Raw genomic sequence first — 25,026 nt, 5'->3', positions numbered from 1 at the left:
ACCGTGTCCGGACACGACGAAGGGCCCGGGTCGTGATGACCCGGGCCCTTCGTTCGTGGCGTCAGTCCTCGGAGCCGGCGCCGGCCTCGACGGCCGGGGGCACCTCGGGCAGCTCGAGCTCGCCCTTCGACGTGCCGGTGAAGGTGAACTCACCGTCCACGTAGTCGACCAAAACGATCTGGCCGCCGTGGAGCTCGCCGTAGAGCAGCTTCTCGGCCAGGGCGTCCTCGACCTCGCGCTGGACCGTGCGACGGAGCGGTCGCGCGCCCAGGACCGGGTCGAACCCGACCTTGGCGAGCTGCTCCTTCGCGGCCTGCGTGAGCTCGATGTCGATGTCCTTCTCGCCGAGGCGGTCCTCCAGCGAGCCGACCATCATGTCGACCATCTGCAGGATCTCGTCCTGCGTCAGCGGCGGGAACACGATGACCTCGTCGACGCGGTTCAGGAACTCGGGACGGAAGTGCTGCTTGAGCTCCGTCGCCACGCGCTCCTTCATCCGCTCGTACGTGCCGACCGCGTCGCCGGCCTGGGCGAAGCCCAGGTTGACGCCCTTGGAGATCTCACGCGCACCGAGGTTGGTGGTCATGATGATCACGGCGTTCTTGAAGTTGACGACGCGACCCTGACCGTCGGTGAGGTGGCCCTCCTCAAGGATCTGCAGCAGCGAGTTGAAGATGTCCGGGTGGGCCTTCTCGATCTCGTCGAACAGGACCACGCTGAACGGCTTGCGGCGCACCTTCTCGGTGAGCTGGCCGCCCTCCTCGTAGCCGACGTAGCCCGGAGGCGAGCCGAACAGCCGCGAGACGGTGTGCTTCTCGCTGTACTCGGACATGTCGAGCTGGATCAGGGCGTCGTCGTCGCCGAACAGGAAGTTCGCCAGCGCCTTCGACAGCCACGTCTTGCCGACGCCCGAGGGGCCGGCGAAGATGAACGATCCGCCCGGACGACGGGGGTCCTTCAGGCCCGCCCGCGTGCGACGGATCGCCCGCGAGAGCGCCTTGATGGCCTCGTCCTGACCGATGACGCGCTTGTGCAGCTCCTCCTCCATGTGGAGCAGGCGGCTGGACTCCTCCTCGCTGAGCTGGCCGACCGGGATGCCGGTCGCCTTGGCCAGGACCTCGGCGATGAGGTGCTCGTCGACGACCGCGACCTGGTCGAGGTCGCCCGACTTCCAGGCACGCTCGCGCTCGCTCTTGGCGGCGATGAGCTTCTTCTCCTCGTCGCGCAGGCTGGCGGCGAGCTCGAAGTCCTGGGCGTCGATCGCGCCCTCCTTGCGGCGGCGGACGTCGGCGATCTGCTCGTCGAACTCCTTGAACTCCGGCGGGGCGGCGGCGCGGCGGATGCGCAGGCGCGCACCGGCCTCGTCGATCAGGTCGATCGCCTTGTCCGGCAGGAACCGGTCGCTCACGTAGCGATCGGCCATCGTGGCCGCCGCGACGAGGGCGTCGTCCGTGATCGAGACGCGGTGGTGCGCCTCGTAGCGGTCGCGCAGGCCCTTGAGGATCTCGATCGAGTCGCCGACCGAGGGCTCGTTGACCAGCACCGGCTGGAAGCGGCGGTTGAGCGCCGCGTCCTTCTCGAAGTGCTTGCGGTACTCGTCGAGCGTGGTGGCGCCGATCGTCTGGAGCTCGCCGCGGGCCAGCATCGGCTTGAGGATGCTGGCGGCATCGATCGCGCCCTCGGCGGCACCCGCACCCACGAGGGTGTGGATCTCGTCGATGAACAAGATGATGTCGCCGCGGGTGCGGATCTCCTTGAGCACCTTCTTGAGGCGCTCCTCGAAGTCGCCGCGGTAGCGCGAGCCGGCCACCAGGGCGCCCAGGTCGAGCGTGTAGATCTGCTTGTCCTTGAGCGTCTCGGGCACGTCGCCGCGGACGATGTCCTGCGCGAGCGACTCGACGACGGCGGTCTTGCCGACGCCGGGCTCGCCCACGAGCACCGGGTTGTTCTTGGTGCGGCGGCTGAGCGTCTGCATGACGCGCTCGGCCTCGTCGTCGCGACCGATCACCGGATCCAGCTTGCCCTCGCGGGCGGCCTGGGTCAGGTTGCGGCCGAACTGGTCGAGGACCGCGCTGGAGGCGGCGGCCGGGGCCTCGGAGGAGGCGCCGGACGACTCGGTCTCCTTGCCCTGGAAGCCGCTGACCAGCTGGATGACCTGCTGGCGGACGCGGTTCAGGTCCGCGCCCAGCTTGACGAGGACCTGGGCGGCGACGCCCTCGCCCTCGCGGATGAGACCGAGCAGGATGTGCTCGGTGCCGATGTACGTGTGGCCCAGCTGGAGCGCCTCCCGCAGGCTCAGCTCGAGCACCTTCTTGGCGCGCGGCGTGAACGGGATGTGCCCACTGGGAGCCTGCTGGCCCTGGCCGATGATGTCCTCGACCTGCCCGCGAACCGCCTCGAGCGAGATGTCGAGGCTCTCGAGAGCCTTGGCGGCAACGCCCTCACCCTCGTGGATGAGGCCCAGCAGGATGTGCTCGGTGCCGATGTAGTTGTGGCTGAGCATGCGCGCTTCTTCCTGCGCGAGCACCACGACTCGTCGGGCCCGGTCGGTGAATCGTTCGAACATGTCGTCCCCTCTGCTGGACTGGTCTTTTCAGCATAGACGGCCTCACGTGAGCCGACTCGCCATGTCCAGACGCTTAACTCAACCGTCACAGGTGGTAGGGACTTCCGCTGTTCGCTGTGGGCGGAATGCACGACCCGGGCGTCAGGACGGCATGACCTTGTAGGCGCGATCGGGCGTCTCCTCGGGCGGCAGCTTCGCCAGCGTGTTGATGCTGACGTGCGGCCACTTGATCCGGCCCGGGCCGGCGTCGGCACGGTCGAAGAAGTCCAGCTGGACGATCTGCAGGTACTGCAGGCGCAGGCTGTTGCTCCCGTCCTCCTCGCGCACCTCCTCGATCCAGAACGTGGACCTCATCTCCGAGGCGTTCGCCTGCCGGGTGATGAAGGGGATGTTCGAGATCCCTCCCGTGGGCAGGGTGCTGTCGAAGGTGAGCTCCGTCGTCCGGACGATGTCGACGCCCTCGTTGGCGGCCGTCAGCAGCGCCGTGGGGTCCATCGGGTCGAACAGGCCGCGGAACCTGTTGTCCCGGAAGTGCTTGTAGGGCTGGAGGTACCTGTTGGCCTCGACGTCCTGGACGACGCCGAGCGGCAGCGCGTTGAGCGCCGGGATCTGCGGCGGCCCGTCGATGACCCGCACGGTGCCCATCGCCAAGACCGAGTCCCCGTGCGGGATCGTGGCGAGCCGCGCGATCTCGGTGCTGTCCTCGTCCAGCGGGTCCGTGAGGTGCAGGAACAGCCCCGGCTCGTGGTGGATCGCCGCTCCCGGCGGCCCGCCGAGGGTCGTCGCCGGGAAGTCCTCGGCCGCCAGCTGCTTGATGCCCTGCTCGTAGTCGAGCGTCACGAGCAGCTGGTCCGCCGGCCTGGGACCGTCGGCCGACGGCGCGATCCCGCGGTTGGGCACCGCCTTGTCGACGAGGTCGAAGACGAGGTTCTCGTCGTACTGGTTCATCAGCAGCCGGTAGGGCGGCCTGAACGTCGCGCCCGACGGCGGGCCGAACGGCAACGCGATCATGTTCCAGCCGCGGCCGGGCAGGCCGGGCTCGTTGGACCACGTGCCGGGCAGGAGCGTGAAGGGACCGAGGGCGTCGTCGCCGACGACGGCGTCGACGACCTGGCGGATCTGGGGCGCATGGCGCGTGTCCGAGATGGTCTGCATGGGACACCTCTGCGAGTGTGGAAGGTCTCCGGCTCCGGCGTCCCGGGGGACGCTCCTGCGGACTGACATCCGGAACGAGGGCCCGCGCCCGGGCGCTGATACCGCGGCCGCCCCTCAGCGGGGCCGGTGTCCGAGCGCGGTCCTAGGTTGGGTCCATGAGTCTCGACATCCGCGCGAAGGTCCAGCAGCTCCTCCCCCAGATCCGCCGTGATCTCGAGGATCTCGTCCGCATCCCCTCGGTCAGCGCCGATCCCGCTCGCGCCCACGAGGTGCGGCGCAGCGCCGAGGCCGTGGCCGACCTGCTGCGCGCCGAAAACTTCGACTCGGTCGAGATCGTCAGCGCGCGCGAGGACGGCGGAGCCCCCGCGGTCATCGGCCACAAGGCCGGACCCGCCGGCGCGCCCACCGTCCTGCTCTACGCGCATCACGACGTCCAGCCCGAGAACGACCACGCGGAGTGGGACACGCCGCCGTTCGAGCCGACCGAGCGCGACGGCCGGCTCTACGCGCGCGGCGCGGCCGACGACAAGGCCGGCATCGCGGCGCACCTGGGGGCGCTGCGCGTCTTCGGCGACGACCTGCCCGTCAGTGTGACGCTGTTCGTCGAGGGCGAGGAGGAGGTCGGCTCCGACACCCTGCCCGAGCTGCTGCGCCGGCACCGCGACCGGCTCGCCGCCGACGTCATCGTGATCGCCGACTCGGCCAACTGGGACATCGGCGTCCCCGCCCTCACCACGAGCCTGCGCGGACTCGTGCGCGCGGACATCGAGGTCCGCACCCTGACCCACGCCGTGCACTCGGGCATGTGGGGCGGCCTCGTCCCGGACGCCCTCATCACGCTGAGCCGGCTCATCGCCTCCTTCCACGACGATGCCGGCAACGTCGCCGTCGAGGGCCTGCACAGCGGGCCTGCCGCCGACGTCGAGTACCCCGAGGAGCGCCTGCGCGCCGAGTCGGGCGCCCACCCCGGCGTCGAGTGGATCGGCTCGGGTCCGGTCGTCGAGCGCCTCTGGACCAAGCCGTCGCTGTCCGTCACGGGCCTCGACGCGCCCGCGGTCGACGGCGCCAGCAACACGCTCGTGCCGTCCGCCCGCGCCAAGGTCTCGATGCGCATCGCGCCCGGTGACACCGCCGAGAGCGCCGTCGCCGCGCTGCGCAGGCACTGCGAGCAGCACGTCCCGTGGGGCGCCGAGCTCACGTTCACCGTCGTCGACACCGGCGAGGCGACCTCGATCGACGCGACGGGCCCGGCCTACGAGGCGGCGCGCGCGGCGTTCACCGAGGCGTGGGACGGCACGGCGCCCGTGGACATGGGCATCGGCGGCTCGATCCCGTTCATCGCCGAGTTCCTCGAGACGTTCCCCGACGCGAGCGTGCTGGTCACGGGCGTCGAGGACCCCGACACCCGTGCCCACGGCGCCAACGAGGGCCTCCACCTGGCGGAGTTCGAGCGGGTCGTCCTCGCCGAGGCGCTCCTGCTGCGCAACCTCGCGCAGGGCTGAGGGCTACTCGCGACGCTGGACGGGGAAGAGGATCGCCTCGCGGATGCCGATGCCCTGCAGCAGCATCACGAGGCGGTCCACGCCTAGGCCGATGCCGCCCGCGGGCGGCATGCCGAACTCCAGGGCGCGCAGGAAGTCCTCGTCGACGTCCATCGCCTCGGGGTCGCCGGCGGCCGCGAGGCGTGCCTGCTCCTCGAGGCGCTCGCGCTGGATCACGGGGTCGTTGAGCTCGGAGTACGCCGGCGCCAGCTCGACGCCGTTGATGATGAGGTCCCACGCCTCGACCAGGCCCGGCGTGGTGCGGTGCTTCTTCGCCAGCGGGCGCACGGCCTCGGGGTAGTCGCACACGAACGTGGGCTGGATGAGGGTGTGCTCGACGAGCTTCTCGAACAGCTCCAGCACGATCTCGCCGGCGCCCCAGCCGTCCTGCAGGGAGACCTCGTGGCGGTCGGCCAGCTCGCGCAGCCGGTCCTCGGAGGTCTCGATGTCGACGGTCTCGCCGACGGCCTCGCCGACCAGCTCGTGGATCGTGGCCCGGCGCCAGGGCTGCTCGAGGTCGATCTGGGTGCCGTCGCGGCCGGGGACGACCGTCTTGCCGACGGCCCGCGCGGCGTCGACGACGAGGTCGCGCACGAGCTCGGCCATCGTGTCGTAGGAGCCGTAGGACTCGTACGCCTCGAGCATCATGAACTCGGGGTTGTGCGTGTTGTCGACGCCCTCGTTGCGGAACGTCTTGCCGATCTCGTAGACCTTGTCGATGCCGCCGACCAGGGCGCGCTTGAGGTGCAGCTCGAGGGCGATGCGCAGCAGGGCCGGCTCGTCGAACGCGTTGAGGTGCGTGTGGAACGGACGCGCGGCGGCACCGCCGTTCGTGTGCTGCAGGACGGGCGTCTCGACCTCGATGTAGCCGTGGCGGTCGAGGGTGGCGCGCAGCGACTTGAGGACCGCCGCCTTCACGCGCACGTTCTGGCGCGCGTCCTCGCGGACGATGAGGTCGAGGTAGCGCATGCGGGTGCGGGCCTCGTCCGAGAGCGGCTTGTGCTCCACGGGCAGCGGACGCAGCGTCTTGGCCGCGATCTGCCAGCGCGTGGCCATCACCGACAGCTCGCCGCGACGGCTCGTGATGACCTCGCCGGTGACCACGAGGTGGTCGCCCAGGTCGACGAGGGACTTGAAGTCGGCCAGCGACTCCTCGCCGACCTCGGCGAGCGACAGCATAGCCTGGATCTCGGTGCCGTCGCCCTCGCGCAGGCGGACGAAGCACAGCTTGCCGGTGTTGCGCAGGAAGATGACGCGCCCGGCGATCGACACGACCTGGCCGGTGTGGGCGTCGGGGCCGAGCTGCTCGGCGTCGTTCGCCTCGACGACCTGGCGGATCGTGTGCGTGCGCTCGACCAGCAGCGGATACGGATCGACGCCCGCGTCCAGCAGTCGCTGGCGCTTCTCGCGGCGCACCCGCATCTGCTCGGGCAGGTCGTCCTCGGGGAGCTCAGGCGTCTCGGTCACGAGGCACGAGTCTAGTCGGCGCCGGTCACCCGGCCGCGCGGTCCTCCTCCGCCAGGCGCGGTTCGACGCGGCGCTCGGGGCGGACGCCGGACTTGTCGGCGTAGAAGGCACGGATGACGTCCATGTCGGCGCGCACGTCGCCCGTGAGGCGGATCGTGGGGCCCAGGCCCGCGGTCATCGTGGTGCGGTCGCAGTAGCCCAGGGTGACGGGCACGTCCGCCTCGCGCGCCATCCGGTAGAAGCCGGACTTCCACAGCTTGACGTTGCCGCGCGTGCCCTCGGGCGTGATGACGAGCTGGAAGTCCTCGCCCGACCGCGCCCGCTCGATCAGCATGTCGATGAGCCCCGCGGGGTTCTTGCGGTCGACCTCGATGCCGCCGAGGGCCCGCATGAGCGGCCCGGCGGGGCCGCGGAAGAGCTCCTTCTTGCCCAGGAAGTGAGGACGGAATCCGCAGCTCCAGGCGATGCCCAGCATGAGGACGAAGTCCCAGTTCGAGGTGTGCGGGCCGGCCACCAGGATCGTGGGGCCCTTCGGCGCGGGCTCGGTCCTCAGGCTCCACCGGCTCACGGACCAGTAGGCGGCGGCGATCAGGCGCAAGATCCTCATGCGGGGAGGCTAGCGTCGTCCGGCTCCGTCGGCGTCCCCAGTGTTCGGCAGACCCACAGGCGTTGTTCATCTCACGGTCAGGTTCGGCGCGCACCGTGGAGACATGACCGAGCACCTGCGGATCAACGGCCACCGGGGGCACAGCATCACCCACCCGGAGAACACGATTCCCGCCCTGCGCGAGGCAGTGCGGCTGGGCGCCGACGGCGTCGAGATCGACGTGCAGCCCACGGCGGACGGCTCGATCGTGCTGATGCACGACCGCTCGCCCCTGCGCACCACGAACCTGGCCGACGTGCAGCCGTCGAAGGTCGGCGTGCCGGTGCAGCGGTTCACGCTCGCCGAACTGGCGATGCTCGACGCGGGCGGCTGGAAGTCCGGCGTGTTCGCCGGCACGCCGATCCCGACGCTGCGCGACGTCGTGCACGCCCTGAAGGGCTCCGACGTGCGCCTGTCGGTCGAGCTCAAGCCGGCGCCGGTGGACCCTCGGTCCTACGTGCGCGCGGTCCTGGACGAGCTCGGTGGACGCGGCCGCGTGTCGCTCATGAGCTTCGACCGCGACGTCGCGGAGGCCGCGCTGCCGCTGCACCACGCGGTGGGGCTGGTCTCGACGCGGCCGCCGACGGCGGACGACCTGCACCGCTTCGACGAGTTCCACGTGAGCGCCCGGCGCATCGACCGCCGCCTCGTGGAGCGCGTCCATGCGGCGGGCGGCCTGCTCACCGCGTGGACCGTCGACGACCCGCGCCAGGTCGCCCGGTTGCGGGACCTCGGCGTGGACGCCGTCACCACGAACGACGTGACGGTCGCCCGCCCCGCGCTGGTCTGACGGCTCGGCCGCTCGGCCCACTCGGCCCCGCCTCGACTTCTGGAACGGTTTCCACCTTCGCCCCGTCGGAAACGGTGCAACGCGTTCCAAAAGTCGTCGCGGGCGCGGGGACCGCACCCGCGGCTCAGCGGTTCTTGGCGGCGACGAGCCGCAGGCCCTCCAGCGTGAGGTGGGAGTTGCGGGCGGTGATGGTCTCGCACTCGCTCAGCACGACCGCCGCGTGGCTGCCTGTGGCGATGACCGAGACGTCCTCGGGGTCCTCGCCGAGCGAGTCGATCATCCGCTCCACGATCGCGTCGATCAGCCCGGCGAAGCCGAACACGGTGCCGGACTGCAGCGCCTCGACCGTGTTCTTGCCGATCACGTCGCGCGGCGTCGTGATCTCGACGCTGCGCAGTTGGGCGCTGCGCTTGGCGAGCGCCTCCAGCGAGACCTCGACGCCCGGGGCGATCGCGCCGCCGAGGTAGCGGCCCTGCGCGTCGATCGCGTCGACCACCGTGGCGGTGCCGGTGAGGTCGACGACGATCGCCGGCCCGCCGTAGAGCTCCTTGGCCGCGAGCGCGTTGACGATGCGGTCCGTGCCGACCTCACGCGGGTTGTCGGTGTGGATCGGCACGCCCGTCTTCACGCCCGGGCCGACGATCCACACCGGCAGCCGGTCGTAGTAGCGCCGGTACGCGCGCCGCAGCGTCACCAACAGGCCCGGGACCGTGCAGCACATGACGATCTCGGACACGTCGGGCAGGCCCGTGCGGCGGACGAAGCCGTCCACCACGAGGAACCACTCGTCCGAGGTGCGGCGCTCGTCGGAGGCGACGACGAAGTCGCTCACGAGCTCGTCGCCGTCGAACAGCCCGATCCGCGTCTCGGCGTTGCCCGCGTCGATCGCCAGGAGCGTCATGCCGGCTCAGACGGTGACGAGGTCGCCGCGCTTGAGGCCGGAGTCGGCCGGCACCTCGGCGGCGTCGTGGCCCAGCGTGACGACCTTGTTGTCGGCGTCGACGAACACGACGCTCGGCTGCAGCTCGCGGGCCTCGGCGTCCTCGACCTGCGCGTACGCGATGAGGATGACGATGTCGCCGGGGTGCACGAGGTGCGCGGCGGCGCCGTTGATGCCGATGACGCCCGAGCCGCGGGGGCCGGCGATCGTGTAGGTCTCCAGGCGGGCGCCGTTGGTGACGTCGACGATGTGCACGAGCTCGCCCGGCAGGATGTCGGACGCGTCCAGCAGGTCCTCGTCGACGGTCACCGAGCCGACGTAGTGCAGGTCGGCCTGCGTCACGGTGGCGCGGTGGATCTTGGACTTCATCATGGTGCGCAGCATCGGGTCACTTCCCTTGTTCCATCGCGGCCCCCAGCGGGACCGCGCAGTTGTCGAGCAGGCGGGGACGGCCCACTCGGGCGGCCACCAGCAGCCGGGCCTCGCGGCCGGGCTGGGCCGGTCCGAGGTCGGGGCTGGTGAGCACGAGGTAGTCCGGGTCGATGCCGGCGTCGGCCAGCACCTTCCCGGCAGCGTGGAGGACGGCGTCGGGGCCGTCGGGGCCGGCGTCGGCGCCGGCGCGCAGGGCCGCCGAGATCGCGGCGGCACGCGCGCGCTCGGACGGCTCGAGGTAGCGGTTGCGCGAGCTCATCGCGAGGCCGTCGGGCTCGCGGACCGTGGGGCAGCCCACGACCTCGACGCCCAGGCACAGCTCGCGCGCCATGAGGCGGATGAGCGTCAGCTGCTGGTAGTCCTTCTCGCCGAACACGGCCACGTCGGGCCGGACGAGGCCGAACAGCTTGGACACGACCGTCAGCACGCCGCGGAAGTGGGTGGGACGGGCGGCGCCCTCGAGGATCGTGGCCAGCGGGCCCGGGTCGACCGTGATCGTGTCGGTCAGTCCGGCCGGGTACATCTCGGCGACCTCGGGCGCGAACACGACGTCGACACCGGCGGCCTCGCAGCGGGCGAGGTCCTCGTCGAACGTGCGCGGGTAGGCGTCGAGGTCCTCCCCCGGCGCGAACTGCGTCGGATTGACGAAGATCGAGACGACGAGCGTGTCGGCGAGCGGCCGCGCGTACTCCATGAGGCTCACGTGGCCGTCGTGCAGCGCGCCCATCGTGGGGACGAGGGCGACGGTGCCGGACGTCGCGGCACGCAGCTCGGCCGCAGTGCGGACGACGGTGGGCATCAGCGGACCTTCTCGCGGATGACGGCCGTGCGGACGGCGTCGGCCGTGTCGGTGTCGATCCGGCCGGTGGTCTCGGCGCGGTCGGCGGTGGCGGTGGCCAGCGCGGCGTAGGTGCGCCGCGTGGACGGGTCGGCGAGGTTGGCCATGTGCGCGCGGACCGTGTCGACGTCGCCGCGGGCGACCGGGCCGGTCAGCGCGGCGTCGCCGTAGGCGAGCGTGTTGTCCAGCGCGGCCGACAGCAGCGGGCGCAGCACGGCGGCGGGGTCCTCGGCGCCGATCTCGCGCAGCAGGTCCATCGCCTGCGTGACGATCGTGGTCAGGTGGTTGGCGCCGTGGGCGAGCGACGCGTGGTAGGTCGCGCGATCGGCCTCGTCGACCCACATGACGGTGCCGCCCAGTTCGGCGACGAGGGTCTCGGCGACATCGCGATCGGCCGGGAGGGCGGTGACGCCGAAGACGCAGCCGCGGTCGAGGTCGACCTCGGTGCCGGTGAACGTCATGGCGGGGTGCATCGCGATGGTGTGCGCACCGGCGTGCGCGAGCGGCGCGAGGACCTCGAGGCCGTGGCGGCCGCTGGTGTGTGCGACGAGGCGGCCGGGGCCGAGGAGCGGGGCGAGCTCGAGCGCGACGTCGGCGAGCGCGTCGTCGGGGACGGCCAGGACGATGATCTCGGCACGGCGGACGACCTCGGCGCGGTCGAGCAGCGGCACGTCCGGGAGCAGCGTCTGCACGCGCAGCTGCGAGGCCGTGGACCGGCCGCTGACGGCGACGATGTCGTGCCCGGCGCGTTGCAGCCGGGCGGCGAGGACGGCACCGACCCGGCCGGCGCCGACCACACCCACGCGAGGGTGCGTCATGTGTGTTGCCTTTCGTTCCAGTCCCGGAGCGGGTACCAGACAAAGTGACCCCGCCAGTGTACGCCCGTGCGGCGGATGCGAAAGCAGGGGTGACCACCGTCACGTCGGCCGAGCGCCGAGAGTGCCGCCTCCGGGGACGACACGCCGCCGCAGGACCCGGGAACGTCACTACCGGCGCTCCGGGACGGTCCGCTCTGCCACACTGGCGCCATGGCTCGGATCCTGATCCGCGCGGGCAAGGACCCGTTCACGGCGGTCGCTCCCGAGACGACCCTGACGCAGGACGTCTTCAACTCCAACAGCGGCAACCACCTGTTCCAGCACTCGGTGTGGAAGGCGCTCGACGTCGCCCCCCACGAGCTGGTCGCGAACTCCACGCTGAGCGAGCGCCGTGCCGCCCGCGCCGACGACGCGCGCCGGATCGACGAGGAGTTCGACCACTTCGTCGTGCCCATGGCGAACTCGTTCCGCGACGACTTCGCCGAGAAGCTCGAGAACCTCGCGATCCTCATCGAGCAGCTCACGATCCCCGTCACCGTGATCGGCATCGGCGCGCAGGCCCCCGCCGACCGCTCGTTCGACGCGCTGGCGAGCGTCGAGGACGTCACCCGCCGCTTCGTCTCCGCCGTCCTCGACCGCTCGGCGTCGATCGGCGTGCGCGGCGAGTTCACCCGCGACTTCCTCGTCCACCTGGGCTTCCCCGCCGACGCGGTCGACGTCATCGGCTGCCCCTCGCTGTTCCTGCACGGCCCCGACCTGCAGGTCCACAAGAAGCTCGACGCGATCGGCACCGAGGCTGCCCTCGCGCTCAACCTCACCCCCGAGGTGCCCGGCATCGGCGCGTTCGCGACGGACCAGGCCGAGCGGCACCCGAACCTCGTCTACATCGGCCAGGACGCCCACGACCTGCGCCTGCTGCTGTGGGGCACCCCGCACCCGCACGTCGACGACCCGCTCGTGCCGACCCACCTGCGCCACCCGCTGTACCAGCAGGACCGCATGCGGCTCTTCACGGACACCTGGACCTGGTACGACTTCCTGGCCCAGCGCGACTTCGCGTACGGCACCCGCTTCCACGGCAACGTGGCGGCGCTGCTGGCCGGCACGCCGGCGATGATGCTGGCGCACGACTCGCGCACGCTCGAGCTGGCCGAGTACCACCGGATGCCGCACCGGGTCCAGCCGCACTTCGGCGAGCCGGTCTCGGTCGAGGAGCTGTACGAGGCGACGGACCTGGCCCCGTTCAACGAGGCGATGCCCGAGCGCTTCGGCCGCTACACGGCGTTCCTCGAGCGCAACGGCCTCGAGCACCGCTGGCAGGCCGGCCGCGACGGCTCGCAGTTCGACCAGCGGCTCGCGGAGTCCTCGTTCCCGCCCGGGGTGCAGACGCTCGCGGCGCCCGACCTGCACGAGGTCGCCGCCCGGCTCGACTGGCTGCGCCACGCCATGGTCATCGACATGACGCGCCACCCGAAGCGCTACCAGTACCCGTTCGAGGTGCCCACCTACCAAGGCGCCGGCTCGCGTCACGCCCGGCTGGCCGCCCAGCGGGACGAGCGCCTGCAGACGCAGCAGCGCCGCATCGAGGAGCTCTCGGCCCGCCTCGAGCGGCTGGAGCGCACCACGGCCCGCGGGTTCCTCTCGCGCGTGGTGCGGCGGCTGCGCCGTTCCTTCGGTCGCGGCTGAGGCGACGCCCCGGAGGGCGCCGCCCCGCGCCGCTCAGACCTCGAGGTAGTGCTGCTGCTCCGCGTGGCCGCGCGGCTGGTGGGCCAGCTCGCCGGTGTCCTCGTAGGCGTTCTCGGCGTGCAGGGCCCGGTCGAGGCCCTCGCGCTCCTGCTCGTCCGTGACCCGGATGCCGATCGTCTTGTCGAGCACCGTCGCGACGAGGTACGTCAGCGTGAACGTCCAGGCGCACGTCGCCAGGAGCGCGACGGCCTGCTTGCCCAGCAGCGCGACGCCGCCGCCGTACAGCAGACCGGCCTCGCCGATGGGCGAGTCCGGGTGGCCGATGAGGCCGATCAGCAGGGCGCCGGCGATGCCGCCGACGAGGTGCAGCGCCACGACGTCGAGCGCGTCGTCGTAGCCGAAGCGGCGCTTGAGGCTCACCGCGAAGTAGCAGACGACGCCGGCCACGACACCGACCGCGAGCGCGCCGAGCGGCGAGACCGTGCCGCACGACGGGGTGATCGCGACGAGCGCCGCGATGGCGCCGGAGCAGGCTCCGAGCGTCGTGGCGTGTCCGTCGCGCAGCTTCTCCACGACGAGCCAGGCGCACGTGCCGGCGCACGCGGCGGCGAGCGTGTTGAAGATGGCGACCGCGGCGTCGTTGTCGGCCGCACCGAGGGCGGACCCGTCGAAGCCGAGCCAGCCCGTCAGCAGCAGGCCGACGCCGGCCAGGACGAGCGGCAGGCTGTGCGCCTTGGGCTGCACGGGCCACGTGCGCCGGCGGCCGAGGACGATCGCCAGCGCGAGGGCCGCGATGCCGGAGTTGACGTGGATGGGCGTCGAGCCCGCGTAGTCCACGGCGCCGAGGGTGTTCGCGAGCCAGCCGCCCTGCGTGCCCTCGCCGTCGAACGCGAACGTCCAGTGGGCGACGGGCAGGTAGCACAGCACCACCCAGACGGCGGCGAACGCCATCCAGGCGCCGAACCTCATGCGGTCCGCGGCGGCACCTGCGACGATGCCGATCGTCAGGCCGGCGAACCCGAGGTGGATCGTGGCCAGCGCGAGCGGCGGCAGGCCGTCGCCCTCCTGCGCGACCAGCAGGTCACCGAGGCCGGCGCTCTCGAGCGGGTTGCCGATGAGGCCCAGCCCGCCGACGGAGTCGCCGAAGACGGCGGAGTAGCCGAACGCGACCCAGACGAAGGCCGTGAGCGCGAACGAGCCGAAGACCATCATCATCATGTTGGTCGTGGTGCGGCGCGAGACCATCCCGCCGTAGAACAGGACGAGTCCCGGCAGCATGAGGATGACCGCGATGATCGCGGTCAGGAGCCAGGCGGTGTTGGCGGCGGTCGTGGGATCCATGGGCGTGCGCCTCCGGTCGGTCAGAGCGATGGACTGACGCACCCACAATTCGATGCGTCATCGAAAGACTCCGTCCGACGGTTTTCAATGACGCATCGAATCTGTTTCCGTTCCGTTAATCCTCGAGCTCGCGCAGGGCCAGCCGCTGGACCTCCTCGAGGGCCGAGGGATCGGCCAGCAGGGCGCGCACGGCCGTGGTCGCGGCGAGTCGCGCGGCGTCCTGCGCCGTCGCGAGCGCCGCCGGCCGTCCGGTCTCGTCCGGCGTCGGCACGCGGAAGCGGTGCTGCACGCCCTCGGTCTGCGCGAGGCACGCCAGCACCGCGAGGCGCGCGTCGGGCGCGACGAGCTCCCCCGCCTCGACGCCCGCGGCGACGATGTCCTCCAGCGCCTGGCGCAAGCGGCCATAGTCGGCGAGCACCTCGGCGAACACGTCCGGCTGGGACCCCGCAGCACGCTCGAGGTCGTAGAAGTCCAGCGCGCCCCCGCACATCTGCAGGACGTCGGCGTGCAGGACCGCGTAGAGCCGCACCGCCGGGGAGGCGTCACCGGCGGCCAGGCGCTCGGCGACGTCGAGCGACTCGCGGTTGGCGCTGACGAGGGCCTTGAGCAGGTCCTCCTTCGAGCGGAACCAGTAGTAGAGGGAGGACTGGCCGAGGCCCACCTCGCGCGCGACCTGGGTCATCGTGGTCTGCGCGTAGCCGCGCTCGGCGAACAGCCGCGAGGCCGCCTGGAGGATCTCGCGGCGCGGGTCGGCGCCGGCGACGCCCGTGCGGCGGGGACGGCCGACGGAGCGGGCAGCGGGGGTCTCGGTCATGGCTCTCCGGACGAGTTAACACGCAGGCAACAGTTTCGATGACCTATCGAAATATCTCCTGCGCATGCTTTCGATGAGTCATTGAAACCGTATCGCAGGAGGACCACCATGAGCGCCATCGACACGACCCCCACCACCGCCCCGGACGTGGACGTCGCCGCCCTGCAGCAGCAGCTGGCCGCGTCGGGCGTCCGCTACGCCATGGCGGGCTTCACCGACGTGCACGGCCGGCTCAAGGGCAAGGTCGTCCCGATCGGCCACCTGCCCCAGATGGCCGCCGGCTCGGAGCTGTTCACCGGCGCCGCGCTCGACGGCGTCCCCCAGGACATCAGCGACGAGGAGGTCTCGGCGCACCCGGACCTGGCGCGCGGCTTCCGCCTGCCGTGGAAGCCCGAGGTCGTCTACTTCCCCTCGACCCTGTTCACCGAGGGCCGGCCGTTCGAGGCCGGCGCCCGCCACGTGCTCGAGCGCCAGCTCGCCGCCGCCGCCGAGCTCGGGCTGGGCTTCAACCTCGGCATCGAGACCGAGTTCTTCGTCCTGCGCCGGGGTGAGGACGGCGTCACCGAGGTCTCGGACCGCGACACCGCCGAGAAGCCCTGCTACGACCTCAGCACCACCTTGGACAACTTCGCCTGGCTGACCGAGCTGGTCGAGGCGATGGACGAGCTCGGCTGGGACGTCTACTCCTTCGACCACGAGGACGCGCGCGGCCAGTTCGAGATCGACTTCACGTACTCGGACGCACTCACGATGGCCGATCGCGTCACGTTCTTCCGGATGATGGCCGGCGAGATCGCGCGCAAGCACGACCACTTCGCCTCGTTCATGCCCAAGCCGTTCGCGGACCGCACCGGCTCGGGCGCGCACTTCAACATGTCGCTCAAGGACCTCGAGACGGGCGCGAACCTGTTCGAGCAGGGCGAGGACACGCACGGCGTCGGCGTCTCGGAGATCGCGTACCACTTCATCGGCGGCATCCTGCGCCACGCGAAGGCGATCAGCGCGGTCATCGCGCCGACCGTCAACAGCTACAAGCGCCTCGTCCGCAAGGGCTCGATGTCGGGCTCCACGTGGGCGCCGGTGTTCGTCAGCTACGGCGACAACAACCGCACGAACATGCTGCGCGTGCCGCTGGCGGGCGGGCGCGTCGAGTGCCGCGCCGCGGACATCAGCTGCAACCCGTACCTGGGCGCGGCGATGATCCTGGCCGCCGGCCTCGAGGGCGTGCGCGAGCGCATCGATCCGGGCGCGCCGCACACCGAGAACATGTACGACTACTCCGACGCGCAGATCGCCGAGCTCGGCATCGGGATGCTGCCGCGGAACCTGTCCGAGGCGATCGACGAGTTCCAGGCGGACTCGCTCTCGCGCGAGGTGTTCGGCGAGGCGCTCTACAACTCGTTCATCGACCTCAAGCGGTCCGAGTGGGAGTCGTACCAGGCGCACGTCTCCTCGTGGGAGACCGACCGCTACCTCACGTTCTTCTGATGAGCGGGCTGCAGCGGCTCGCGCTGGACTCCCTCACCCTGGAGTCCGGTGCGAGCCTGCGGGCCGAGCTGGCGTACGTCAGCCACGGCAGGCTCGCGCCCGGCCGCGACAACGTCGTGCTCGTGCCGTCGTACTACACGGGCACGCACGCCAGCTACGAGCCGTGGATCGGCCCGGGGCGCGTGCTCGACACCGACCGGTGGTTCGTCGTGGTGGTGAACATGCTGGGCAACGGGGTCTCGACGTCGCCGTCGAACACCGCCGGCGCGTTCGGGCTCGTGACCGTGCGCGACCAGGTGCGGGCGCAGCGACGGCTGCTCGACCACCTCCGGGTCGACCGGCTGCGCCTCGTCATGGGCTGGTCGATGGGCGCGATGCAGGCGTACGAGTGGGCGGTCGCCGAGCCGGGCCGCGTCGACGCGCTGCTGCCGGTCTGCGGGGCCGCGCGCTGCTCGCCGCACAACCACGTGTTCCTCGAGGGCGTGCGCGCGGCGCTGCAGGCCGACCCCGCCTTCGCCGGGGGCGCGTACACCGATCCGCCGGTGGCCGGCCTGCGTGCGTTCGGTCGCGTGTACGCAGGCTGGGCGTACTCGCGCGACTTCTTCCACCACGGCACGTACCGCGAGCTCGGGTACGCCTCCGTGGAGGCCGTCCTCGAGGACTGGGCGCAGGACCACGCCGGGCGCGACGCGAACGACCTGCTCGCGATGATGGACACGTGGCAGTCCGGCGACGTCGGCCGGGGCCGAGGCGGGTACGAGGCCGCGCTCGCGTCCATCACGGCGCGGACGATCGTCATGCCGTCGACGACGGACCAGTACTTCACCGTCGCCGACTCGGCGGTCGAGGCGAGCCTCGTCCCCGGCGCGGAGTTGAGGCCGCTCGCCTCCGACCTCGGCCACGTGGCGGGCCGCCCCGGCGTGCGCGCCGCCGAGACCGACGCGATCGCGGTGGCCGTCCGGGACCTGCTCGGCGACGGCTGAGCAGCGACCCGCAGGACGACTGGCAGACTGGGGCCGGGCGCCTCTAGCTCAATTGGCAGAGCAGCGGACTTTTAATCCGCGGGTTGTGGGTTCGAGTCCCACGGGGCGTACTCCTCGCGGCGCGGAATCCCAAGGGCTGATCGTCGGCACCGAGGACGATGTGGCCGACTTGCCGGGCTGTGGGAACAGTCTGGGAACACCGGTGCCGCGCGGCGTGGGCGCGTTCGCCGACGGCCGCTTCGCCGAGGCGATGACGGCCCGCGAATACGCGTCCTGCAGGCCCGCGAGTCCGCTCTCGTACGCGACGCTGACGTCGGGGCCGGGCCGGCAGCCGACCCCCTCGGGCGCGTCCCAGTCCGACTACAACCGGGTCGTCGAGATGGTCTCGCGGATCGTCATCAAGGCGGACCTGTCCATCAACGGCCGGCAGGCGGGCGCGCTCGTCCAGGCCGGCCAACAGCACATTGAGACGAACGAGTGATGCGCTGATGTCGTGCGGCTTCTGGCTTCGCCTCAACGGCGTATGGTTGCCCCTTGGACCGTCTTGACGAGGAGGGTCTGGAATTCGTCCGGGTCCGGATAGCAACGGCCGCCCTCACCCAACGAGGGGAAGGAAGCGGAAACGTCGTCGCCGACGTGCAGCGTGAAGGATGGCCGATAGAAGTGGGTCCCAGTGCCACGATCGTTGTAGCTGTACGCCGCTTGGATCTCTAGACGGAGCGGGCATCGGGTGAGGTTGATCAGTCTTGCCTCGAGCTTTTCGGGCGCAGCGTCGGTCTCGTAACGGACACGAGCCCACTCCTTGCCGCCAGCTCCTTCGACGGTCACTACGGAGTCTTCGAGGAGCGCGTGAACCGCCATGCGGACCCCCGATCCGGTCTCTTGACGCTCCACCAGCGTCGCGAGAGGCGTTGCGTCACCAATCAACGTCAGGTAGGGCAGCCACAGCGGACGGGGAAGTAACTCGCCGTCCCACCGAACCTTGTCCAGGCGAGCCCGAACGGCAGGGTCATGAGCGCTGAATTCCATGGCACGACCGTAGCCACAGCGGGTGACGGAATCGCTCCACCCGGGGCACGCTTCGCTCCCCGTCAGGCCCCTAGGAGTGGTCGTAGACTCGAGAGAGGCGGGATGTCCCTCCGCAACGCGGGGGATTGGCATCCCGCCTCCTTCTTCATACCCACACCCTGCAGGCTCACGTAGAGTGAACGTGAGCGGGATGTCCCTCCGTCACACGGGGGATCGGCATCCCGCTCGCTTCATCCCGGGGCGGGGTGCCGCGCCGCGGCGCTTGTGGGGCTTGCACAGGGCGCACCCCTTGAACGAGCGCGAAGGCGCTAACCCTTGACCGCGGGAACAGGACGAATCCGATGACCGTCGACTGCAAACTGGGGTGCCTGCCCCGCGGGCGTGGTACGCAGGTCGACGCCCACGGGCACGAGTTCGCGTCCTGTGTGCGTCGACTGCCTTAGGCTACGCGTGTGGTGCAGACCCAGGAGGACCGTCGTCGGGCACTCGCCAAACGCGTCTGCACTTGCTCCGACGGACCAGAGGACTGCCTCAAGAATGAGGAAACGGTCACGCAGTGGGCTCCGTCGCCTGAGAAGTTCCGTCGTGAGCCAGACGTTGACAAGGAGATCGACTTCTCGGTGCAACGTGGTCAGCTCACGCCGGAAGAGTGTTGGGCGCTCATGACCTCGACAGGTCGTGTTCGTCCAATGCTTGAGACAGCCGTTGTCCGGTATGCGACAGTTGGGGACCTGCGCAATGCTGGTATCGCCGTCATGCATACCCCCGGCCGCGTCGCCGACGGACTCCACGTCTCGCTCGTCTGGCCGGCTGAAGCACCGCTGGATCATGGGACCGCCCCTTGGCCGCCGGATGTGACGGATGATGTCAACGCATGCTTCAATGAAGCAAACCCGAAAGGGGTGAACCGAAATGACTGACGCAAAGATCTACATTGGACGCAAGCCTTGGTTGCCCTGCCCTGAGGCCTCTAACCTCGACGTCTGGCACGGGTACGAGCTGCCCTCCGCTGGAACGTTCGAGGCTGATGGCGACCTCGTTCTGTTCGCGGCAGTCGGCGAGGTTCATGACGAGTCCGCCCCCATCGCGTGGGGTTACACGGTTCTCGACCCTGACTCGGTCCCCAACTCCTTCCCCTCCGTCGACGCCATGAGCGCATGGATCCGGGAGCGTTTTTCCGATTCTCGTTCGGTCTTCGCGTACTCCCGCCGCGGTGTCATCGCTTTCGTGGCCGACGACAACGCCTGGCGCGACTTCTATGCGGGTGCTGCTGACCTGTTCGACCAGGTCATCAAAGACTTGGAAAGCAAGCTCACGTCGCAGCGTTTGCTGTCTTCGCGGGAAGCCGAGCTTCGCGCTCTCGAGACGGAACTGATCGACGCCTGACCCGACCCCTGGAAAGGCCGGCCCAAACCATCAGGTTCGGGCCGGCCTTCTCCGTTCTCTGGTCTAGCGATTCTCAGTCAGCGTCCCGAACCAGCCATCACCCCAGACCGCGAACGGGTGCAGGCCGAGCACCCCAACTGCGATCGCGTCGGCCTCCCTCCATGTCACGTACCCCGCCGCGACACCGCGCAGCCACGCACGCTCGAGCCGCCCTTGATCCCGCTGCGTCAGCTCACACGCGGCCTTCTGGAAGCCGCCAGCCAGCGTGACCTGATGAGCTAGCGGTTCAATTGGGTAGACCCATGGCGGATCCTCACCCTCGTACTCGCCCAACAGAACTTGGTGCGCCACTAGGCGCCGGGGTGCCACGGAGTGGTTTCGCCTCGTCGGCGTCTCCGACGAGCATCCGCAAAGACGTCATGAGCGTCTGCACGTCCTGAACTGGAACGAGCGCCACTTGGGCACCCACGACGCTCTCCACGATCGCCCGGGACCGACCAGGGGGTCGAACGAGCCGGAGCGTTAGCGGCTCAGCACCGGGCTCGAGACGTACAGGCTCAGGTTCGCAACGCACCCGCAACGTCTCGCGTCGCTCGACCCCGTGGGGGACACACCAGAACGGGCATCCAGTCGTGCTCATCGGTTCACGTCTCCCCAGTTGGCCTCGAGCACAGCGATGCACTCGCGGCAGTCCTGCGACTCGGGCACGACCCACGCCCGTCCCTCTGGATCCCGCACCTTCTCGACGAGGGCGCCCGGCTTGAACGGCTTGTTCCAGACACCACAGAACGCTCGGACGTCGACGCCCAGTTCGTGCGCGATCTCGAGGTCGGGCACCAGGCAGAAGTGCTGATCATCGTCAGCCCGCTTGCGCTCGTCGAGGATAGGCGCGGGACGGCTCCCGTCGTCCTTTTCGGCGCTCATCCTAGATCAGCCTTCCGCCACGAGATGAGCTGGCCGTGCAGGTCCTCGAGGCCTGCGATCGCCCTGTCGATGACGTCCTCGGCGCGCAAGCCGGATGCCGGCGCGACGTAGGAAGCTGTGATGTAGTCGCCGTCTATGCCCAAGCGGACGAGGAGCAGCGACTCAGGCGACAGACGCAGGAGCCCTTCGCCTCGCCCCATGTCGTCGAAGTCGGCCCGCGCGAGGGCGGCCTTCAGCTCGTCGCCGTCGTCGTTCTGGAACTCGACGAAGTCGGAAGATGCCAGGCCGCGGACGCGGACGCGGTCGATCGTTGTGGAGATGGCGTCGTTCTGTCCGACGCCGGCAGTACGGTTCTTCATGGGTTCGTTCCTTGCGTTGGAAGGTTCGGATCAAGGCCCCTGTCACGCGTTGCCGCGCGTGGCGGGGCCGTCTTGCGTCTAGGTGTCGGACCTCCTCTCGATCGATGTAGTGCGGTGGTCGACGAACGCGATGACGTCACGTTCGCGGACTCGGGTCTTGGGGCGCGTGCCGGAGCCGATGTTCACGGTTGGGAACGCGCCGGCGGCGATCAGGTTGTAGACATGACCACGGGAGCACCCGAGCGTCTCCGCCACCGCGGCGACTGACAGCAGCTGGTTGATCACTCGTGACCCTCCGTGATGTCATGCCCACGCTCGATGGGCGGCAACCCGCGACGTGCGCGGATGCGGTCCTCGAGCTCGTCCACCGGCGGACCAGTCGGCGTGTACGCCGCCTCGGCCTGCTCGCGCGGCGTCATCTGCGCCATCGCGCGGCGACCGTTCGCCAGCGTCCGGCCGGCGCGGGCGATCGCCTCGGAGCGGCGCTCGTGGACCGGGGCGCCTCGTTGAAATCGTTCATGAGTGAACCCTCCCGCCCGGGTCCGACACTGCTGTGATGTTGGAACGCTGTGGGAACGGACGCGCGGCGAACCGGTGAACGGGCGCGGCACTACCCGACACGGGGTTTCTGGAAACCCGGACGGAAACGGACGGGCACGCATCAGTCGTCACCACCCGACACGGGATCCGGCTGGCTCTTAATCCGCGGGTTGTGGGTTCGAGTCCCACGGGGCGTACTCCTCGCGGCGTCGCGCGCCGACCGATCCGGCCGCCTGGCGCGGGATAGTCTCCGATCCGTGATCCGTCCCGTGCGCCGCAGCGCCGACGTCCAGGGCCAGCGCGCCACCACGCTCGAGCTCTTCTACGACCTCGTGTTCGTCTTCGCGATCACGCGCGTCTCCCACTCCCTGCTCGAGCACCTCACGTGGGTGGGCGTCGGCCAGTCGGTCCTCGTGCTGCTCGCCGTGTGGTGGTCCTGGAACTACACGACGTGGGCCACGAACGAGCTCGACGCGGAGTCGGTTCCCGTCCGGCTCCTGCTGATGTGGCTCATGCTGGCCAGCCTGCTCATGGCGATCGCCATCCCCGAGGCCTTCGGCGAGCGGGGCCTGCTGTTCGCGGCGGCGTACCTCGCCATCCAGGTCAGCCGCCATGCCTTCGTCGCCTTCGCCGCCGCCGACCGGGGCACGCCCGAGCGCGAGCGGGCCGCGCGGATCCTCACGTGGTTCCTGTTCGCGGGCGTCTTCTGGATCGCGGGCGGGCTCGCCGAGGGCGAGATGCGGGTCGCGCTGTGGATCGTCGCGCTCGCCCTCGACTACGGCGCACCGCTCGTGTTCTTCTGGCTGCCCCGCCGTCCTCACCTCGGCGGCCGCACCTGGCAGGTCGAGACCGGCCACTTCGCGGAGCGGTTCGGGCTCTTCGTGATCATCGCGCTCGGCGAGACGATCATCACGACCGGCGCGACGACCGCCGAGCTCCCGCTCGACGGCCCCACCGTGCTGGCCTTCTGCCTCGCGTTCGCCGGCACGGCCGCCCTCTGGTGGCTGTACTTCGCGTCCATCGCGGAGCTGGCCGAGCACGCCCTCGACGAGGAGTCCACGCGCACCGCGATGGCCCGCGACGTGTACACGTACGGGCACGTCCTGATCGTCGCGAGCATCATCCTCGCCGCCCTCGGCGACGAGCTCGTCATCGCGCACCCCACGCACCACCTCTCCACGACCCACCTGTGGGTGGCGGCGGGCGGACCCGCGCTGTACCTGCTGAGCCAGGCGGCGCTGCGCTTCCGCATGGCGCGGACCGTCAGCGTGCGCAGCCTCGCAGGCGTGCTCGGCTGCCTCCTCGTGGCGGTGGCCGGCGGGCACCTGCCGGCCGTGGTCGTCTCGGCGCTGCTCGTCGCGATCCTCGTCGCCGTGGTCGTGGCGGACCTGAGGGACACCCGCGGGGCCGGGAAGGCCGTGCGCGCCTGAGTCCTCAGCAGCCGCCGGCGCCCGCGGCGCGGTAGGTCAGCCTGCCCGTCCACGTGAACTCGTCCCCCTCGGACGTGTAGGTCACCTTGACCGGGCCGGCATGACCACCCGGGGTGGCCCGGATGCCGACCACGAAGTGCGGGATCTCGGTGCGACTCGGCGGGATGACCGCGCCGTCGAGCGGAGGCGCGGCGTCGAAGTCGGCCTCCAGCCGGCGGTCGCCCTCGAAGTCGGGCGGCCAGCCGCCGAGGGCGCCGATGGCCTCGCCCGGACCGTGGGCGGGCACCTGCATCAGCTTGGCGCCCACGAGCTCCATGCCGACCGCGTGGGTCAGCTCGACGCCGGTCACGCGCACGGGCGAGTCCGACGTGTTCTCCGGCATCCCGGCACCGTAGGTCAGGCGCACGGTCCCGGCGGTGGGCTGGCAGTACTCGCCCCCGTAGCCGTCCTCGACCAAGGGCGCGGTGGTGCCCTGCGCACGGCAGGCGACGCACAGGGCGACCGCGGCCACGAGGGTCAGCGCCCACAGCGGCGCCCTCACCACGGCCTCGCCCTCAGCGCCTGCGGGCTGCCGCCCGGGTAGCCGCGCTTGCCGCACAGCCTCCCCCGGGAGGTGAACGCGATCGTCTGCTTCGCGGTGCTGCTGAAGCCCGTCCGCGAGCTCAGGTCCACGACCGTCATCCCGCTCGGGCTGACGCCCGTCGAGAAGGTCCACGCCTTCGACGTCGAGATCGTGAAGTCCGTGCCCTTGGCGTAGCGGACGCACTTCGTGGCCGCGTAGGCCGGAGCCCGCGTCACGGACGCGCCACCGACCCACGACGTGGGCTCGATCTTGTACTGCTGGTAGCAGTAGGCCCCGTTCGCGCAGTACGTGTAGACCCGCTTCTGGTAGCGGAACCGCGTCGCGAACCGCCAGCCGCCGCTGCCCCTCTGCGTGCCGAACCCGACCGCCGCCGTCGACGACTCCGTGCGCGTGCCGCCGGCCTTGAAGGTGCCCGCTCTGCCGCTCGACGAGACCGCCACGCCGAGGGTGCTCCTCGAGGAGCGCTGGTACCGGAACTGCTGCGTCACGCCCGCGACGTCGCTGTACCAGGTGCCGACGACGGTCCGCCGGGGTCCGTAGTCGCGCACCACCGAGACCAGCGCCGTCGGCAGGGCGGGTCCCGAGGCGCGCGCGGCGAGGCGCGTGACCCGGCCGGGGCGGATCCGGGCGGCGGGCCGGGCGTCAGTCAGGCTCGCCACGACGTCCGGTCCGGCCGCCGCGAGGGCGGTGGCGCGCGGCACGGTCACGGTGGGCTGCACGAGGCTGGCGTGGGCGCGGCCGCCCGACTCGACGAGCACGTGCAGGCTGAGGCGACCGGTGGCGTCGGCGAGGCGCCGCAGGCTCGTGCCGCCCTCGTAGCGGATCGCGTAGCGCCCCGAGGCGTCCGTCGTCGCCGAGCCGATCGTCACCGCCGTGAACCCCTGCCCGGTGGCGAGGGCGTCGGCCGACCGCGGCTCGGCGAAGACGTGGACCCGGGCATGAGCCGGGACGGTGCCGTCGGTCAGCCTGACCCGGCCGTGGACGAGCGCTGCGGGATCGCTCGCGACCGCCGCCTGGGACACGAGGCAGGCCGTCCCCAGCAGCACGGCACTGGAGACGGCGATCGCGGAGAGCCGCCTCATCAGATTCCCCCGAATCCGCCGGTCGCGACGAGCGCCGCGACCCCTTCAGGACCACCATGCGCCCGTCCGGGGGCGGCGTCAACGGCGCGCGTCGAGTGGCGCGAACCGGGGTCGCGAGTGGCGCAGAAACGCCCGCCACTCGTCGAGTGGCGGGCGGCTTTGCGCCACTCGCGGTTCGGGAGGGCCGC

27 protein-coding genes and 1 tRNA gene are annotated in these 25,026 nt (G+C 70.8%); 10 read left to right on the top strand and 18 right to left on the bottom strand.

Going from position 1 to position 25,026, the window contains the following annotated elements:
• Window positions 1-61: 61 nt before the first annotated feature.
• Complete coding sequence (locus AB3M81_RS01450; protein WP_412902132.1) at window positions 62-2,566, bottom strand: ATP-dependent Clp protease ATP-binding subunit; 2,505 nt, start codon at window positions 2,564-2,566, stop codon at window positions 62-64.
• Between the two features lie 141 nt (window positions 2,567-2,707).
• Complete coding sequence (locus AB3M81_RS01445) at window positions 2,708-3,721, bottom strand: heme-binding protein (protein ID WP_412902131.1); 1,014 nt, start codon at window positions 3,719-3,721, stop codon at window positions 2,708-2,710.
• A gap of 155 nt (window positions 3,722-3,876) precedes the next feature.
• Between AB3M81_RS01445 and AB3M81_RS01440 the strand changes: the two genes are divergently transcribed.
• Window positions 3,877-5,223, top strand: a complete 1,347-nt coding sequence (locus tag AB3M81_RS01440) for a dipeptidase (protein ID WP_412902130.1) — start codon at window positions 3,877-3,879, stop codon at window positions 5,221-5,223.
• 3 nt (window positions 5,224-5,226) lie between these two features.
• Here AB3M81_RS01440 and lysS read toward each other — a convergent pair whose 3' ends face one another.
• Both lysS and AB3M81_RS01430 read right to left on the bottom strand, forming a co-directional pair.
• The gene (lysS, locus tag AB3M81_RS01435; protein ID WP_412902552.1) at window positions 5,227-6,684 is read right to left on the bottom strand and encodes a lysine--tRNA ligase; all 1,458 of its coding nucleotides are present in this window, start codon (window positions 6,682-6,684) and stop codon (window positions 5,227-5,229) included.
• A gap of 70 nt (window positions 6,685-6,754) precedes the next feature.
• Window positions 6,755-7,336 carry a 1-acyl-sn-glycerol-3-phosphate acyltransferase gene (locus tag AB3M81_RS01430; protein WP_412902129.1) on the bottom strand — a complete coding sequence of 194 codons (582 nt, stop codon included), beginning with the start codon at window positions 7,334-7,336 and terminating at the stop codon, window positions 6,755-6,757.
• Between the two features lie 103 nt (window positions 7,337-7,439).
• On the opposite strand from AB3M81_RS01430, the gene AB3M81_RS01425 reads away from it, so the two are divergent.
• Window positions 7,440-8,165, top strand: coding sequence for a glycerophosphodiester phosphodiesterase (locus tag AB3M81_RS01425; protein WP_412902128.1), 726 nt, complete (start codon window positions 7,440-7,442; stop codon window positions 8,163-8,165).
• A gap of 124 nt (window positions 8,166-8,289) precedes the next feature.
• Here the strand turns inward: AB3M81_RS01425 and AB3M81_RS01420 are convergent, their stop codons facing one another.
• The 4 genes from AB3M81_RS01420 to AB3M81_RS01405 are packed head-to-tail and all read right to left on the bottom strand — an operon-like array spanning window position 8,290 to window position 11,193.
• Window positions 8,290-9,066: a type III pantothenate kinase gene (locus AB3M81_RS01420; RefSeq protein ID WP_412902127.1), complete on the bottom strand. Its 777-nt coding sequence runs from the start codon at window positions 9,064-9,066 to the stop codon at window positions 8,290-8,292.
• Window positions 9,067-9,072: 6 nt separating this feature from the next.
• Window positions 9,073-9,489, bottom strand: coding sequence for an aspartate 1-decarboxylase (panD, locus tag AB3M81_RS01415; RefSeq protein ID WP_412902126.1), 417 nt, complete (start codon window positions 9,487-9,489; stop codon window positions 9,073-9,075).
• A gap of 4 nt (window positions 9,490-9,493) precedes the next feature.
• The gene (gene panC, locus AB3M81_RS01410) at window positions 9,494-10,336 is read right to left on the bottom strand and encodes a pantoate--beta-alanine ligase (protein ID WP_412902125.1); all 843 of its coding nucleotides are present in this window, start codon (window positions 10,334-10,336) and stop codon (window positions 9,494-9,496) included.
• Entirely contained in the window at window positions 10,336-11,193 is an 858-nt protein-coding gene (locus AB3M81_RS01405; RefSeq protein WP_412902124.1) for a Rossmann-like and DUF2520 domain-containing protein, read from the bottom strand. The genes panC and AB3M81_RS01405 overlap by 1 nt, the downstream gene beginning before the upstream one ends.
• 210 nt (window positions 11,194-11,403) lie before the next feature.
• Here AB3M81_RS01405 and AB3M81_RS01400 point away from each other — a divergent pair, with 210 nt between their 5' ends.
• Entirely contained in the window at window positions 11,404-12,879 is a 1,476-nt protein-coding gene (locus tag AB3M81_RS01400) for a polysaccharide pyruvyl transferase family protein (RefSeq protein ID WP_412902123.1), read from the top strand.
• A gap of 33 nt (window positions 12,880-12,912) precedes the next feature.
• Here the strand turns inward: AB3M81_RS01400 and AB3M81_RS01395 are convergent, their stop codons facing one another.
• Both AB3M81_RS01395 and AB3M81_RS01390 read right to left on the bottom strand, forming a co-directional pair.
• Window positions 12,913-14,220, bottom strand: coding sequence for an ammonium transporter (locus AB3M81_RS01395; RefSeq protein ID WP_412902122.1), 1,308 nt, complete (start codon window positions 14,218-14,220; stop codon window positions 12,913-12,915).
• Between the two features lie 115 nt (window positions 14,221-14,335).
• Entirely contained in the window at window positions 14,336-15,034 is a 699-nt protein-coding gene (locus AB3M81_RS01390) for a TetR/AcrR family transcriptional regulator (protein WP_412902121.1), read from the bottom strand.
• Window positions 15,035-15,142: 108 nt separating this feature from the next.
• Here AB3M81_RS01390 and glnT point away from each other — a divergent pair, with 108 nt between their 5' ends.
• The 4 genes from glnT (at window position 15,143) to AB3M81_RS01370 (ending at window position 17,986) form a co-directional block, all read left to right on the top strand.
• On the top strand, window positions 15,143-16,522 hold the full coding sequence (glnT, locus tag AB3M81_RS01385; RefSeq protein ID WP_412902120.1) for a type III glutamate--ammonia ligase: 1,380 nt from the start codon (window positions 15,143-15,145) through the stop codon (window positions 16,520-16,522).
• Window positions 16,522-17,505, top strand: a complete 984-nt coding sequence (locus AB3M81_RS01380) for an alpha/beta fold hydrolase (RefSeq protein WP_412902119.1) — start codon at window positions 16,522-16,524, stop codon at window positions 17,503-17,505. Before glnT ends, AB3M81_RS01380 begins: the two co-directional genes overlap by 1 nt.
• Window positions 17,506-17,542: 37 nt before the next feature.
• A tRNA-Lys gene (locus AB3M81_RS01375) sits at window positions 17,543-17,615 on the top strand.
• A 92-nt stretch (window positions 17,616-17,707) separates the two neighbouring features.
• Window positions 17,708-17,986, top strand: a complete 279-nt coding sequence (locus AB3M81_RS01370; RefSeq protein ID WP_412902118.1) for a hypothetical protein — start codon at window positions 17,708-17,710, stop codon at window positions 17,984-17,986.
• A 32-nt stretch (window positions 17,987-18,018) separates the two neighbouring features.
• Here the strand turns inward: AB3M81_RS01370 and AB3M81_RS01365 are convergent, their stop codons facing one another.
• Window positions 18,019-18,534, bottom strand: a complete 516-nt coding sequence (locus AB3M81_RS01365) for a hypothetical protein (protein ID WP_412902117.1) — start codon at window positions 18,532-18,534, stop codon at window positions 18,019-18,021.
• Between the two features lie 452 nt (window positions 18,535-18,986).
• On the opposite strand from AB3M81_RS01365, the gene AB3M81_RS01360 reads away from it, so the two are divergent.
• Together AB3M81_RS01360 and AB3M81_RS01355 are read left to right on the top strand one after the other, a co-directional pair.
• Window positions 18,987-19,454 carry a hypothetical protein gene (locus tag AB3M81_RS01360; RefSeq protein ID WP_412902116.1) on the top strand — a complete coding sequence of 156 codons (468 nt, stop codon included), beginning with the start codon at window positions 18,987-18,989 and terminating at the stop codon, window positions 19,452-19,454.
• The gene (locus AB3M81_RS01355; RefSeq protein WP_412902115.1) at window positions 19,447-19,920 is read left to right on the top strand and encodes a hypothetical protein; all 474 of its coding nucleotides are present in this window, start codon (window positions 19,447-19,449) and stop codon (window positions 19,918-19,920) included. The genes AB3M81_RS01360 and AB3M81_RS01355 overlap by 8 nt, the downstream gene beginning before the upstream one ends.
• 63 nt (window positions 19,921-19,983) lie before the next feature.
• On the opposite strand, the gene AB3M81_RS01350 is transcribed toward AB3M81_RS01355, so the two are convergent.
• The 5 genes from AB3M81_RS01350 to AB3M81_RS01330 form a co-directional block, all read right to left on the bottom strand.
• Window positions 19,984-20,253, bottom strand: a complete 270-nt coding sequence (locus tag AB3M81_RS01350; RefSeq protein ID WP_412902114.1) for a hypothetical protein — start codon at window positions 20,251-20,253, stop codon at window positions 19,984-19,986.
• Window positions 20,254-20,556: 303 nt separating this feature from the next.
• Window positions 20,557-20,844: a hypothetical protein gene (locus tag AB3M81_RS01345; protein ID WP_412902113.1), complete on the bottom strand. Its 288-nt coding sequence runs from the start codon at window positions 20,842-20,844 to the stop codon at window positions 20,557-20,559.
• Window positions 20,841-21,203, bottom strand: a complete 363-nt coding sequence (locus AB3M81_RS01340; RefSeq protein WP_412902112.1) for a hypothetical protein — start codon at window positions 21,201-21,203, stop codon at window positions 20,841-20,843. The genes AB3M81_RS01345 and AB3M81_RS01340 overlap by 4 nt, the downstream gene beginning before the upstream one ends.
• 78 nt (window positions 21,204-21,281) lie before the next feature.
• Window positions 21,282-21,488, bottom strand: a complete 207-nt coding sequence (locus tag AB3M81_RS01335; RefSeq protein ID WP_412902111.1) for a helix-turn-helix transcriptional regulator — start codon at window positions 21,486-21,488, stop codon at window positions 21,282-21,284.
• A complete protein-coding gene (locus AB3M81_RS01330) occupies window positions 21,485-21,631 on the bottom strand; it encodes a hypothetical protein (RefSeq protein WP_412902110.1) in 147 nt (48 codons plus the stop codon). Before AB3M81_RS01330 ends, AB3M81_RS01335 begins: the two co-directional genes overlap by 4 nt.
• A 369-nt stretch (window positions 21,632-22,000) precedes the next feature.
• Here AB3M81_RS01330 and AB3M81_RS01325 point away from each other — a divergent pair, with 369 nt between their 5' ends.
• Window positions 22,001-23,173, top strand: a complete 1,173-nt coding sequence (locus tag AB3M81_RS01325; protein ID WP_412902109.1) for a low temperature requirement protein A — start codon at window positions 22,001-22,003, stop codon at window positions 23,171-23,173.
• 4 nt (window positions 23,174-23,177) lie between these two features.
• Here the strand turns inward: AB3M81_RS01325 and AB3M81_RS01320 are convergent, their stop codons facing one another.
• Window positions 23,178-23,714: a hypothetical protein gene (locus tag AB3M81_RS01320; protein WP_412902108.1), complete on the bottom strand. Its 537-nt coding sequence runs from the start codon at window positions 23,712-23,714 to the stop codon at window positions 23,178-23,180.
• On the bottom strand, window positions 23,711-24,838 hold the full coding sequence (locus AB3M81_RS01315; RefSeq protein WP_412902107.1) for a hypothetical protein: 1,128 nt from the start codon (window positions 24,836-24,838) through the stop codon (window positions 23,711-23,713). The genes AB3M81_RS01320 and AB3M81_RS01315 overlap by 4 nt, the downstream gene beginning before the upstream one ends.
• Window positions 24,839-25,026: the final 188 nt, after the last annotated feature.

Source organism: Aeromicrobium jepli, assembly GCF_047246605.1.
GTDB lineage: Bacteria > Actinomycetota > Actinomycetes > Propionibacteriales > Nocardioidaceae > Aeromicrobium.
The sequence above is the reverse complement of the archived record's forward strand: the minus strand, read 5'-3'. Positions and strand labels throughout refer to the sequence as shown.